Source organism: Citrobacter sp. Cpo100, from assembly GCF_030332595.1.
Taxonomy (GTDB): Bacteria; Pseudomonadota; Gammaproteobacteria; order Enterobacterales; family Enterobacteriaceae; genus Citrobacter; species Citrobacter portucalensis.
Genome location: NZ_JAOWHM010000037.1, coordinates 1,250,414 through 1,263,996, shown reverse-complemented (window position 1 = coordinate 1,263,996; position 13,583 = coordinate 1,250,414). Strand labels below are relative to the sequence as shown.

Here is a 13,583-nt window from a genome sequence, read left to right as displayed (position 1 = left end):
CGACGCCGCATTATTTTTCTGAAGGTTTATCCTGCTCTGGTTTGCTGTTAATCATGTCACACAGCATAGAGATCAGCATCAACCGTACTTTAAAGGGAGAGTGACTAAACACGCGTATACACCTCTTAAATTCATTCATGTAAACCTCCTGACTTCACAATCCCATCAGTCCTTGAGGGATGTCTTTATTATATACAGATATAGCACAGGCTATATTATATAGCTATTGCTAAAACGTTAATTTTTTGTGCCCACGCAACTCTGGTTTACAATGAGCGCTCTCTAATCAGATGCCGTTAACGCGTCACAGTAACGAGGAAGCAGAATGAGTCGTCGCGCAGGTATGCCAACAACAAAAAAAGTGACGCAATTGGTGAATGTCGAAGAACACGTTGAAGGATTTCGTCAGGTCCGGGAGGCGCATCGCCGCGAACTGATTGATGACTACGTAGAGCTGATTTCCGATCTCATTATTGAGGTGGGTGAAGCGCGCCAGGTGGATATGGCCGCGCGACTTGGGGTTTCCCAGCCGACGGTTGCTAAAATGCTTAAGCGCCTTGCTTCAGTCGGATTGATTGAAATGATCCCGTGGCGTGGGGTGTTTTTAACCGCAGAAGGTGAACGACTAGCCCAGGAGAGCCGGGAACGTCATCAGATTGTGGAAAATTTCCTGTTGATGTTAGGCATCAGCCCGGAAATTGCCCGTCGCGACGCGGAGGGGATGGAGCATCACGTCAGTAAGGAAACGCTGGAGGCTTTTAGCCGGTTTACGCAACAGCAAGGAACTGGCTCTGAATGAGTTTTCCTTTATTACGTGCCTTACAGCGCGATCGCTTTTTCCAGCTGTTAATCATCGTTGGGGTTGTACTGAGTCTGTTCACGCCATTTACGCCCCGGTCCTGGCCAGGGGCAATTGACTGGCACACGATTATCACGCTTAGCGGGCTGATGTTACTGACCAAAGGCGTGGAGCTAAGCGGTTATTTCGATGTGTTAGGGCGCAAGATGACCCGCCGCTTCAAAACAGAGCGCCAGCTGGCGATATTTATGGTGCTGGCGGCGGCGTTGTTGTCGACGTTTCTGACCAACGACGTTGCATTGTTTATTGTTGTTCCGCTGACCATCACCCTGAAAAAATTATGTGCCATTCCGGTGAATCGCCTGATTATCTTTGAGGCGCTGGCGGTAAACGCCGGATCGTTGCTCACGCCAATAGGTAATCCGCAAAACATTCTGATGTGGGGACGCTCAGGCTTATCGTTTACCGCGTTTACCTGGCAAATGGCGCCGCTTGCGGGGGCCATGATGCTGACGCTGGTGGTGCTGTGCTGGTTCAGTTTCCCGCATAAAGCGTTGCACTATCATACCGGTACGCGCGCGTCTGACTGGCAACCACGCCTGGTATGGAGCTGTCTGGCGCTGTATATCATCTTCCTGGCGGCGCTGGAGTTAAAGCAAGAGCTGTGGGGTTTGGCGATTGTGGCGACAGGATTCATGGTACTGGCGCGTCGCGTGATCCTCAGCGTGGACTGGACGTTGCTGTTAGTGTTTATGGCGATGTTCATTGATGTGCATTTGTTGACGCAGCTCCCGGCCTTGCAGGGGATTACCCACCAGATTGGCACGCTCTCAGCGTCGGGACTTTGGTTGACGGCTATTGGCCTGTCGCAGTTTATCAGTAATGTGCCCAGTACGATTTTGCTGCTGAACTATGTCCCGCCGACGCTGTTGCTGGCCTGGGCGGTTAATGTGGGCGGCTTTGGTTTGTTGCCGGGATCGCTGGCGAATCTCATTGCGTTACGGATGGCAAACGACCGACGGATCTGGTGGCGTTTTCATTGGTATTCGGTACCGATGCTGATATGGGCGGCGCTGGTGGGGTATGGTTTGCTGCTGTTGATGTAATTGATGTGATGTGCCGGATGGCGGCTGGCGCCTAATCCGGCCTACTGCGTTGGTAGGCCCGATAAGCGTAGCGCCATCGGGCATATATAGCAGATTAGTTCAAACGAACCGGCATACCTGAACGGTTCTGTACCGCCTGCTCAACGACGGCCTGATCGACGTCAGACTGACCGGTGATGCTGGTAATGCTCTTGGTCAGGGTAATCGGTACGATTTCTCCGCCTTCGAACTGTGCTTCAGTCGTAGACAGTGGGTTATGTACTTCGATGTAACGGCTGCCGTCTGGTTCGGTAGTGGCTTTTACCGGCTCATCGATAAACTGTACGCGGGTGCCGACTGGCACATTTTCAAACAGGAATTTGATGTCGTCGTTACGCAGACGCACGCAACCGTGGCTGACGCGTAAGCCTACGCCGAAGTTAGCATTGGTGCCGTGGATAGCATACAGGCGACCGATATACAGCGCGTACAGTCCCATCGGGTTATCCGGACCTGCCGGAACAACGGCTGGCAGCGGTTCGCCCGCAGCGCGGTATTCCGCATGCATTTTCGCCGTTGGCGTCCAGGTTGGGCCCGCTTTTTTACGTTCTACTTTGGTGGTCCAGTTGATTGGCGTGTCTTTGCCCAGCTGGCCGATACCGATCGGCAGAACAATTACGGTGTTGGTGCCTTTCGGGTAGTAGTACAGACGCATTTCAGCGCTGTTGATAACAATACCTTCATGCACGGTATCCGGCAGGATCAACTGCTGAGGAATGTTCAGCACGGTGCCGCCTTTCGGCAGGAAGGTATCCACGCCCGGGTTGGCTTCCAGCATGTTAGACAAACCCATCTGATACTCTGCCGCAAAATACTCCAGCGGTTGGGTGTTGCCTTCAGGAATAGTAATGACCTGGTTTTGGCCAATCAAACGGCTACCATCAGTCGGCAGCGGGTACGTGACGGCTGAAGCGGTATTACAAAAACCAACTATTGCGAGTGCCGCCGCGAAAAGCGTTGTTAATTTCATATTCATATTCATGTATGCGAGATTCAGTGCCAGGCAGGCTAGTGGGTTGAGATTTATGTAGTGTTGGGCACGCATTATATGTGCAATCTGAGCAACAAGGAATTCGGATGTGTACTAAATCACATTTTTTTCCTTTTGGTTTCACTTTTTCCCTTCCGCATGAAGACGCGATCTTCTTGCAGACTTATGGCATAATAAGCGGTTTGTCACATATTTCTTTCTCTTTCAGGATACGCCAGTGTTAGTTTCCAGCAACGTCACCATGCAGTTCGGCAGTAAGCCGCTGTTTGAAAATATTTCCGTCAAATTTGGCGGCGGCAACCGTTACGGCCTGATTGGCGCGAACGGTAGCGGTAAATCCACTTTTATGAAAATTCTCGGCGGCGATCTCGAACCGACGCTGGGCAACGTTTCCCTCGATCCTAACGAGCGCATTGGTAAGCTGCGCCAGGATCAGTTCGCCTTTGAAGAGTTCACCGTGCTCGACACCGTGATCATGGGTCACGCTGAACTGTGGGAAGTGAAGCAGGAGCGCGATCGCATATACGCTCTGGCCGAGATGAGCGAAGAAGACGGCTATAAAGTTGCTGACCTCGAAGTTCAGTATGGCGAAATGGACGGCTACTCTGCGGAAGCGCGTGCGGGTGAACTGCTGCTGGGCGTAGGTATTCCGGTAGAACAGCATTACGGCCCGATGAGCGAAGTCGCACCCGGCTGGAAGCTGCGTGTGCTTCTGGCACAGGCGCTGTTCTCTAACCCGGACATTCTGCTGCTCGACGAACCAACGAACAACCTGGATATCGACACCATCCGCTGGCTGGAGCAGACGCTGAACGAGCGTGACAGCACCATGATCATCATTTCGCACGACCGTCACTTCCTGAACATGGTCTGTACGCACATGGCGGATCTGGACTACGGCGAACTGCGTGTTTATCCGGGTAACTACGACGAATACATGACGGCGGCAACCCAGGCGCGTGAACGTCTGCTGGCCGATAACGCCAAGAAGAAAGCACAGATTGCCGATCTGCAATCTTTCGTCAGCCGCTTTAGCGCCAACGCGTCTAAATCTCGACAGGCGACTTCTCGTGCGCGTCAGATTGATAAGATTAAGCTCGACGAAGTGAAGGCATCCAGCCGTCAGAACCCGTTTATCCGCTTCGAACAGGATAAGAAACTGTTCCGTAACGCGCTGGAAGTGGAAGCGCTGGCGAAAGGTTTTGATGAAGGCCCGCTGTTTAAAAACTTCAACCTGCTGCTGGAAGTAGGGGAGAAGGTTGCCATCATTGGTGCCAACGGCGTGGGTAAATCCACCATGCTGAAAACGTTGGTTGGCGACTTGCAGCCGGACAACGGTACCGTTAAGTGGTCTGAAAACGCCCAGGTCGGTTACTACGCGCAGGATCATGAATACGAGTTCGAAAACGATCTGACCGTTTTCGAATGGATGAGTCAGTGGAAGCAGGAAGGCGATGATGAGCAGGTAGTACGTAGCTTCCTTGGCCGTCTGCTGTTCAGCCAGGACGATATCAAGAAACCTGCGAAAGTGCTCTCTGGTGGTGAAAAAGGACGCATGCTGTTCGGTAAGCTGATGATGCAGAAACCGAATATCCTGGTTATGGATGAACCGACCAACCACTTGGATATGGAATCTATCGAATCGCTGAACATGGCGCTGGAAATGTACCAGGGCACGCTGATCTTCGTTTCTCACGACCGTGAGTTCGTCAGCTCGCTGGCAACCCGCGTGATTGAAATTACGCCGGAACGCGTAATCGACTTCACCGGTAACTACGAAGATTACCTGCGTAGTAAAGGCGTCGAATAATTATCCCGTCGTTCTCGTGTTACAGGTGTGATGGTTGCACCTGTAACACGGGATACTTAGGGATAAGGGTATATAAAATTAAACAATCCCCAGCGCGCGTTTGCCGTGGATATTCAAATCCTCCAGCGTGAAGCGTCCTTCCCAGTTAGTTTCATAATCCTCCCGTGGAAAATCACCCGGCGACGCACCTTTTTCCAGCGCGGCCTTCACTTTGTGGGCGTAGGCCAGATTCTTTTCGCACATCGGTGCGGCAGGAATGTACATCACGTTACCCCAACCCTGCTGATTTTCCACCGGTGCGACGGAGTGAATCACATCACAATGCCACCAGACGGAGTCTCCGGCGTCCAGTTGTGGAATGCTGGTTAACGCTTCAATCAGCAGAGGATGCCATTGCGTGGAAATCGGCAGCACCCGGCCGGGCGCAACGCCGCAAAGTTCATCTTCTGGCACATCGTCAAGCAATGGGCGTAACAGCACATACGCCATCGCTTCAGGGATCGGGACCACATGCAACAATCCCTGACCTGGCAGCATATCGGACAGTGCAGTCCAGCCCTGGAAGGTACGGAATACCGAACATTTGGTGGTGTTATCCACTGTGTACTCTTCTACCTCAGTGCGATGCGCCGCCTGCCACGGATCGTAATCTTCCAGCTTGCCATTGAAAACATGAGCAAAGACCTGCTGATATGCCGGAAGAAGCCAGCGTTCCAGCGCGCCGGAATCCGTATGCGCGCCCAGCCCTTTAGACGTGGTTCCCGGCGGTCGACGGCGAATGCGGTCAGGGTAAATAACGCTGATATCCGGGTTAAACCATTGTTTACCTTCGCTTGTAAAGGTCCACAAACGATTGAGGAACGACTGTGCATTGGCCATTTCTTCACTCTGGCGGGCCTGCATCTGCGCCTGGGACCAGTAGATGGGGTAGATTTCAGGCCGTGATGCGCTCAGAGTACCGAAGAAATTATCGCCGGGTCCTTTATAGACGTCGTCAAAGTGGTTGCGGTCCAGATAGTCCAGCATTGAGCTGTCCCAGTCGAGAGCCTGTTCGCGAGGGAAATGACCTTTAATGACTGCGCATCCGCGACGCTTAATTTCTTCACGCTGCTCTGCACTTACGTGGCCCGCTTTGATATCTGCATAAGATATCACTGGCCACACCGGGGCACCTTGCGATTTGAGGGCGTTGATTTCCGCCACGCGGGTGGCGATAGCATCGCTCAACTGATTGAAGATTAACTGAACATCCCCAAGCTGTGTCCGCAGTTGCTGTTTCATCTGCCGGATTGCCGCTTTGTGATCGGCGGGCAGCGTGTCGCTGGTAAAAGTAAAAGCCATATCCACCTCGCATTAACTTTCATTCGAAACCTAACTAACTTACAGATGATAATATAAGTTAAAATTTAGTTAACGCAAGTTTAAAACTTGATGGAGTGAGCAAAATAGAAAAAGAGTGAAAACCGGGATGAGGGATACCCCGGTTGGCAGGATTAGACGTTAAAAGGGGAGGTGTTATCCAGTACAGCCTGAATTACGTTCAGCGCGCCCTGATGGTTATTGTCGTCGGTCTGATAGCGAGCAATCGCTTTGATATTCTCTGCCGCGTTGGCCATGGCGAAAGAGTAGTGCGCCATTTTCAGCATTTCCGCGTCGTTTCCGCTATCGCCAATGGCGACTACGTTTTGCGGTGACAGGTTCCAGCGTTTAAGCAAGCGGCTGATCCCGTTGGCTTTATGTAGGCCCGGAATGATCAGATCGATAAACCCGAAGCCGCTGGTGACGGGCTTCATGATGCCGTCCAGCGCAGCATGCAGGTGATCGATAACCAATGGGATTTGTTGGTCCGGTAAATTTAGCGAGAACTTGAACAGCACATCGTCGATATCCTGATAATCCTTTACGGGTTTCAGGCGATGGTAGTGTTTTGACATCAATGCGACAAAGGACTCTGGCGCATTTTCGCTAACGTAAGCGCTTTGCAGCCCGCAAGCCACAAAGTTGAGCTGCTTATCTTTTAGCAGTTCACCAATGACAATACGGGATTCGTGGCGGGTAAGCTCGCCGTGAAACAGCTGCTTGCCATGCTCATAAACCAGCGCGCCATTCTCAGCGACAAACGATATTTCGTCTTTAAGCTCCGGGAAAAAGGAGATCAACTGGTAATACTGGTTGCCGCTGGCCACGACAAATTCGATATTTCGTTTTTTCAGTTCCTGATACTGCGCCATAAAACGTGCACGATCGTATTTCTTGGCGTCGTCGAGAAAAGTTCCGTCCATATCGGTGACGATAACTTTGATGGTCATAAAGATAGGCTCCTGGCGATTACTGCAACCAGAAACATTCTAATAACAATGTGACCTGTAGCACAAATTTAATTTCGAATGAAAGTAAAAAGCTGGGTGGTAGCTTCGCCTTACCCGGCTACGGGGAGAATCGTTGTAGGCCGGATAAGCGTCAGCGCATCCGGCAATGGGGAGGTTAGCGTGCCGGATGGCGGTGTGGAATCTCATCCGGCCGACAATATTGTTTACAGCATATGCTCAGTACGCGCGATGATGTCGTCTTGCGCATCCGGAGAAAGCGCAGTGAAGAAGGCGGAATAACCTGCTACACGGACCACCAGGTCACGATATTGATCCGGGTGTTTTTTGGCTTCCAGCAGCGTTTCACGGGAGACAATGTTGTACTGAATATGCCAGCCTTTGTGCTCTTCGAAGAAGGTACGCAGCAGGATCATCAGCTTTTGCTTATCGGATTCATTTTCCAGCGTGGCCGGGTTGAGCTTCTGATTTAACAGCACGCCGCCGAGAATCGAACCGGTCGGCAGTTTACCCACCGAACCAATTACCGCCGTTGGGCCGAGATGGTCCGTACCGGAAGCCGGGCTTGCGCCTTCTGCCAGCGGAGTGTGTGCTTTACGGCCATCCGGCGTTGCCATCGTTGCTGCGCCGAACGGCACGTTTGCCGAAATAGACGAGGTCCCGGCGTAGTAATTGCCGCCAACCGGGCCACGTCCGTAACGCGGATTATGATATTGTTTCAGTTCATCGATATAGGTCTGATAAGCGCGGGCCAGTAGCGTATCAACGCTATCGTCATCGTTGCCGTATTTCGGCGCGCCGTTGATCAGTCGTTGGCGTAACTGCTCATGGGTCAGACCGTCAAAATCATCGGCCAGCGCAGCGGCCAACTGTTGTTGACCAATAGCGCCCTGTTCAAAGACCAGTTTCTTCACTGCTGCCAGGCTGTTACCGAGGTTGGCAATACCCACCTGCAAACCAGATACCCAGTCATACTTCGCGCCGCCTTGCTTAATGCTTTTCGCCCGTTCAATGCAGTCGTCTACCAGCGCAGAACACAGAATATCGTGCACGTTCTCTTCCAGCATGGTGTCGACGACATACTCAATTTCTATGGATTTACGCGTGTAGTAGCGGATCTGCGTATCCCAGGCATCCATCACTTCGTCGAAATTGTTGAAGTTACCAGCCGAGAGCGCTTTTTCCTGTGGCAGAAAGACTTTGCCACTGGTGGCATCGCGCCCACCTTCCAGTGCCGCCAGCATCACGCGGGCAAAGTTAATAAAGCTCATGCCGGTGCAACGGTAGCCCCATTTCCCGCCAACGGCGGTTTCGATACACCCAATGGCCGCATAGTCATAGGCATCCTGCGGTTCAATACCCAACTTAATGAATTCCGGTATGACGATTTCATCGTTGTTAAAGGCTGGCATCCCGAAACCGCAGCGGATCACCTGCACGCAGGCATCAAGGAAGTCATTACTCATCCCCGCGTGATAACGCACGCTCAGGTTTGGCTGCGTAGAACGCAGACGACCACATGACTCCAGAATCGCGTAGGAGAGCGGGTTGACGGCATCCATCGGCTGGCCGTTGACCAGGTTTTGACCACCAATGGTCACGTTCTGATACAGCGGGCTACCCGCTGAGGCTTTCGAATGGGAGCCGGAACGGATTTTGTTCACTTCCAGCAGCTTCAGCCAGCAGCTGTGCAGCAGCTCAATGGCGTGCTCGCGATCCAGCGACTGATTCAGCTCCACATCACGACGGTAGAAAGGATAGAGATACTGATCCATGCGACCAAACGACACTGAATGGCCGTTCGACTCAATTTGCAGGATCAACTGGATGAAGTAGCACAACTGCAGCGCCTGCCAGAACGTTTTAGGCGGTTCATGGGCAATCACATCACAGTTTTCCGCCATGGTCAGCAGTTCCTCGCGACGGCTGGCGCGGGTCTCCGTAGATGCCATTTTGCGTGCCAGCGCGGCAAAGCGCTCAATGTGCAGACTGACGGCTTCCAGCACGATATCAATCGCTTTCAGGAACTGATCGCCATGGAGGTCTTCCAGACATGTCAGATTGATGCGGGAGCGACGTTCATCGACTTTGTGACGCAGGCCGTCGAGACCTTTTTCCAGCAGCAGCGGGAAGTTTATCGCCAGGTGTGCGTCGCCGGAGGTCATGTTACCTTCGGCTTTGATAATGCCGGTTTCCAGCAGCCCTTTCTGCTCATCAGTGAACATCCCGTAGCAGCGATCCTGCACGGTTTGACCACGCCACCATGGGCACACCTCATGCAATACACGTTTGTTCTCTTCGCTTACCGCAAAGCCTGCGCCCGGTCTGTCGGCGAGGTCGTCGATCTCTTTTTCAATCCAGGAGACGGTGTATTCCGGGAAGATAGGCGCGGCACGCACTTCGCTTGCCTGGTTACCAATGATCAGTTCGTCATGTTTGATCCAGATGGTGCGTTCCGCCAGATGATGAGCTAGTGCCAGTGCACGACGTACCGGGATAGGCTTATCCAGGTGTTGCTGATACATCTCGGTATAGTGCTGGGCGCGCTCGGTACAAACCGGTGGTTTCACGATGTGGATCAGGGCCGTTTTATGCGCTTTGATACGGTCGCTGAGTGTGTCCAGTTTCAGAGTGGTCATGGCGATTATCCTCGTAGGGTCGCGGTTAAACCTTTAAGGCTGGCGTACTGCTGGGCAAATTCGAGCAGTGCTGGCGCATCAAGCGGTTTATCCGGTGCGTTGTAGGGTTGACTGAGTAAGTGGTATTTGTTGATGCCCAGGGTGTGGTAGGGCAAGAAATGGATCTCACCGACGTGAAGCTCATCGGCGGCAAAATCGGTAATGGCCTGAATAGCAGCTTCGTCTGCGTTGAATCCCTGAATCAGCGGTACGCGGATAATCATTTTTTTACCGGCGGCAGCCAGTTTTTTTAGATTTTCCAGTACGCGAGAGGCACTGCCATCGGTCCATTGTTTAAACGGCGCATCCGCCAAGTGTTTTATATCGGCCAGAAACAGATCGACGTCAGGTAATGATGGTTCAATATACTTCCACGGGACATGCAGACAGGTTTCCACCGCGGTATGAATGCCTGCGTCGTGGCTGGCTTTGAGCAAAGCAGTTGCCAGCTCTGGCTGCATAAACGGTTCACCGCCGGACAGGGTGAGGCCTCCGCCACTGCGGTCGTAAAACGGTTTATCTCGCAATACGGTCGCCATGATATCGTCCACGCTTTTTACCTCTCCGCAGACGGTTAACGCCTGAGTCGGACAGCAGTCGGTCAGTAGGGTGAGAGCGTCATCGGTCAGTTTTTCGCGATGAATAAGTAATCCGCCCAGCGCCCGTTCAATCACCGCGGGTGCAGCCTGAGCACAGAGATCGCAAGCGTCGAGGCACAAACGCGCGTCATAAAGCAGGTCCTGCGTGCGGGCGCGGCTTTCCGGATTCTGGCACCACCGACAGCCCAGGGAGCATCCCTTAAGGAACACCACGGTACGAATACCGGGGCCATCATGCGTGGAGTAGCGCTGGATATTGAAAATCATAAGCGACCTCTCTTCTTTCGTATAAAGATTAAATTACTTTCGAATGAAAGTTATATTGACATGCGTCAACTAACCGTGAGGTTTCGCCGTGCTACCTTTTATTCATGCTAATTATTCGTTTGAGGAAAGGTTATGGAACTCTATTTAGATACGTCGGATGTTGCCGCTGTCAAAGCTCTGGCGCGTATTTTTCCGTTGGCCGGGGTGACCACTAACCCGAGCATTGTGGCGGCAGGGAACCAGACGCTGGAAGTACTACTGCCGCAACTGCAGGAAGCGATGGGGGGACAAGGCCGTCTGTTTGCTCAGGTGATGGCGACCACCGCCGAAGGTATGGTCAGCGATGCGCGTAAGCTACGGGCAATCATTGCTGATATCGTGGTCAAAGTGCCGGTGACAGCAGAAGGTCTGGCGGCTATAAAATTGCTAAAAGAAGAAGGGATCCCGACGTTGGGTACTGCGGTATACGGTGCAGCTCAAGGGTTATTGGCTGCTCTGGCGGGTGCGGAATACGTTGCGCCATACGTTAACCGCGTGGATGCGCAAGGAGGGGATGGCATTCAGACGGTGGCCGACCTGCAGACGTTACTGAAAATGCATGCCCCGCACGCCAAAGTACTGGCAGCCAGTTTTAAAACACCGCGTCAGGCACTGGATTGTCTGCTGGCGGGCTGCGAGTCCATCACGCTACCGCTGGACGTTGCTCAGCAGATGATTAGCTCTCCGGCGGTTGATGCTGCCGTCGCGAAGTTTGAGCACGACTGGCAGAGCGCATTCGGTCGCACGTCGATCTGATGCTGTTGCCGGGGGGTGCTAACGCTTACCCGGCCTACGTTCGAGCCGTTGTAGGTCGGGTAAGGCGAAGCCGCCACCCGACTTTTTTACTGCCCGCAAACCTCACACCCCGGGTTGCGCATCAGCTTCATTTCGCGAAACTGGCAGGTCATGGCATCGTACATGACGATTTTTCCGGATGCCGGTTTACCGTAGTTTGCCAGTAGCTTAATGGCTTCCATCGCCTGTAACGATCCGATCACGCCGATCAGCGGGGCCATCACTCCGGCTTCTACGCAGGTCAGGGCATTTTCACCGAACAGACGACTCAGGCAACGGTAGCAGGGTTCACCGTCCTGGTATGTAAATACGGTAATTTGTCCTTCCATGCGAATAGCTGCACCAGAAACCAGCGGGACTCTGGCGGCAAAACATCCGGCATTCAGCTGATTGCGGATGCTGACGTTATCCGTACAGTCCAGCACCAAATCGTGTTCGGTAATAAGCGCGTGAATCTCGCTATCGTCAAGCAGCGCATTCACCGGCGTAATGGCGATATAAGGGTTAATCCGCGCTAGCGCGTCACGGGCGGATAGCACTTTGGGTTGCCCGACGGTTGCATCGCTGTGCAGCGTCTGGCGTTGGAGGTTCGACACGGAGACCGTGTCAAAGTCGAGCAGGGTTAAATGCCCGACGCCAGCGCCCGCAAGGTACTGGGTTGCTGCGCATCCCAGTCCCCCCAGACCAACGACCAGTACCCGCGCATCTTTGAGCGCTTCCTGACCTTCGAAATCGAAGCCGCGCAGAATGATTTGCCGGTTATAGCGCATCATCTCCTGGTCGCTGAGTTCCGCCATTACAGGCCTCCAAACAGTGCGTTAAACGGCTCGACCTCAACCCATTCTCCGGCCTCAACGTTACCGCGATCGCGCTCCAGCACGATAAAGCAGTTGCCCTGGCTAAAGGAGCTAAAAATATGCGAGCCCTGGTGTCCGGTGGTGGTGACTTCCAGTTCGCCTTCCGCGGTACGCTGCAATACACCACGTTGAAAATCCAGACGCCCTGGCGTTTTCTTCAGGCGTGAGGCTGTGCGCACACGCTGGCGCGGAGGTAACCCACAGGCGGTGTTGCCGCTGAGTTTCGCCAGCAGCGGTTGCACCAGTTGATAAAAGGTGAGGGCCGCAGAAACCGGATTACCCGGCAGGCCGCAAAACCAGCTGTTGCTCAGTTTACCAAACGCGAACGGTTTACCGGGTTTGATGGCCAGCTTCCAGAAGGCAATTTCTCCCAGCTCTTCCAGAATGGTTTTGGTGTAATCCGCTTCGCCTACCGAAACGCCGCCAGAGCTGATGACGACGTCGGCCTGGCTGTCGGCTTCGATAAATGCGGCTCGCAGCGCGTTGGGATCGTCGCGAATAATTCCTAAGTTGATCACTTCGCAGCCCAGTTGCTGCAGCATCAGGTGAACGGTCAGACGGTTTGTGTCATAAATCTGCCCGTCGCCCAGCGGTTGACCCGGCAGTTGCAGTTCATCACCGGTGGAGAACAACGCCACGCGAACTTTGCGAACGACCGGTACTTCGGCAATGCCGAGCGAGGCCAGAACAGGAAGCTCGGCAGTTGTCAGACGAGTTCCGGTAGGGAATACCACCGCGCCGTTTGCGATATCTTCACCGCGCAGACGAATATTTTGTCCGCTGCGGACTTCGGCGGTAAAACGTACACCGTCGTCAGTTTGTTCCGTTTGCTCCTGCATCACCACCGCTTCACAACCGGCAGGCACCGGGGCACCGGTCATAATGCGGATGCAGGTTCCCGCAGGCCACTCGCCGTGGAATGGTTGACCAGCAAAGGCTTTGCCAGCCACCGCAAGAGGCTGGTCTGATTGTAAATCGGCTAATCGCACCGCATAGCCATCCATTGCCGAGTTATCGAATCCCGGCACATCAATCGGGGAGATGACGTCGGTGGCCAGAATGCGGCCAAAGCATTGAACCAACGGCAGCGTTTCGACGGCGGTGAGTGGGGTAATACGCGAAAGCATCTGAGAGAGAGCCGTTTCAAGCGGCATCAGTCCGGCGGTAAATTCCATGAGAAGACTCCTGCGGGGCAAAATCGAATCCGCTCATTATGTCAGAAAATGGACGCGGACAGTATGCTACCTCAGGCTTAGGATCCGATCTGAGACAGGTT

Annotated in this window: 12 protein-coding genes; 4 read left to right on the top strand and 8 right to left on the bottom strand. The window is 53.3% G+C overall.

Annotation, left to right across the window (positions count from 1 at the left end; translation table 11 throughout):
* Positions 1-10: 10 nt before the first annotated feature.
* Positions 11-139 (bottom strand): manganase accumulation protein MntS, encoded by a 129-nt coding sequence (gene mntS / locus OGX96_RS21810; RefSeq protein WP_003831584.1) that lies wholly within the window; start codon positions 137-139, stop codon positions 11-13.
* Between the two features lie 186 nt (positions 140-325).
* Here mntS and mntR point away from each other — a divergent pair, with 186 nt between their 5' ends.
* Both mntR and OGX96_RS21800 read left to right on the top strand, forming a co-directional pair.
* Complete coding sequence (gene mntR, locus OGX96_RS21805) at positions 326-799, top strand: manganese-binding transcriptional regulator MntR (protein ID WP_003831586.1); 474 nt, start codon at positions 326-328, stop codon at positions 797-799.
* Complete coding sequence (locus tag OGX96_RS21800) at positions 796-1,905, top strand: anion transporter (protein ID WP_153753462.1); 1,110 nt, start codon at positions 796-798, stop codon at positions 1,903-1,905. Before mntR ends, OGX96_RS21800 begins: the two co-directional genes overlap by 4 nt.
* A 94-nt stretch (positions 1,906-1,999) precedes the next feature.
* On the opposite strand, the gene ldtB is transcribed toward OGX96_RS21800, so the two are convergent.
* A complete protein-coding gene (gene ldtB / locus OGX96_RS21795) occupies positions 2,000-2,920 on the bottom strand; it encodes a L,D-transpeptidase (protein ID WP_008784213.1) in 921 nt (306 codons plus the stop codon).
* A 232-nt stretch (positions 2,921-3,152) separates the two neighbouring features.
* Here ldtB and OGX96_RS21790 point away from each other — a divergent pair, with 232 nt between their 5' ends.
* A complete protein-coding gene (locus OGX96_RS21790) occupies positions 3,153-4,745 on the top strand; it encodes an ABC-F family ATPase (protein ID WP_008784214.1) in 1,593 nt (530 codons plus the stop codon).
* Positions 4,746-4,823: 78 nt separating this feature from the next.
* Here OGX96_RS21790 and OGX96_RS21785 read toward each other — a convergent pair whose 3' ends face one another.
* The 4 genes from OGX96_RS21785 to OGX96_RS21770 all read right to left on the bottom strand — a co-directional run bounded on the left by OGX96_RS21785 (position 4,824) and on the right by OGX96_RS21770 (position 10,616).
* Positions 4,824-6,086, bottom strand: a complete 1,263-nt coding sequence (locus OGX96_RS21785; RefSeq protein WP_286584201.1) for a DUF1479 domain-containing protein — start codon at positions 6,084-6,086, stop codon at positions 4,824-4,826.
* 152 nt (positions 6,087-6,238) lie between these two features.
* Positions 6,239-7,054, bottom strand: coding sequence for a Cof-type HAD-IIB family hydrolase (locus OGX96_RS21780; RefSeq protein ID WP_213752075.1), 816 nt, complete (start codon positions 7,052-7,054; stop codon positions 6,239-6,241).
* 224 nt (positions 7,055-7,278) lie between these two features.
* Positions 7,279-9,711, bottom strand: coding sequence for a glycyl radical protein (locus tag OGX96_RS21775; RefSeq protein ID WP_286584200.1), 2,433 nt, complete (start codon positions 9,709-9,711; stop codon positions 7,279-7,281).
* Positions 9,712-9,716: 5 nt separating this feature from the next.
* Positions 9,717-10,616: a glycyl-radical enzyme activating protein gene (locus OGX96_RS21770; protein WP_286584199.1), complete on the bottom strand. Its 900-nt coding sequence runs from the start codon at positions 10,614-10,616 to the stop codon at positions 9,717-9,719.
* Positions 10,617-10,748: 132 nt separating this feature from the next.
* On the opposite strand from OGX96_RS21770, the gene fsa reads away from it, so the two are divergent.
* Positions 10,749-11,411, top strand: coding sequence for a fructose-6-phosphate aldolase (gene fsa, locus OGX96_RS21765; RefSeq protein ID WP_286584198.1), 663 nt, complete (start codon positions 10,749-10,751; stop codon positions 11,409-11,411).
* An 86-nt stretch (positions 11,412-11,497) separates the two neighbouring features.
* Here the strand turns inward: fsa and moeB are convergent, their stop codons facing one another.
* Together moeB and moeA are read right to left on the bottom strand one after the other, a co-directional pair.
* A complete protein-coding gene (gene moeB / locus OGX96_RS21760) occupies positions 11,498-12,247 on the bottom strand; it encodes a molybdopterin-synthase adenylyltransferase MoeB (RefSeq protein ID WP_153753452.1) in 750 nt (249 codons plus the stop codon).
* Positions 12,247-13,482 carry a molybdopterin molybdotransferase MoeA gene (gene moeA, locus OGX96_RS21755; RefSeq protein WP_008784221.1) on the bottom strand — a complete coding sequence of 412 codons (1,236 nt, stop codon included), beginning with the start codon at positions 13,480-13,482 and terminating at the stop codon, positions 12,247-12,249. The genes moeB and moeA overlap by 1 nt, the downstream gene beginning before the upstream one ends.
* Between the last annotated feature and the right edge of the window lie 101 nt (positions 13,483-13,583).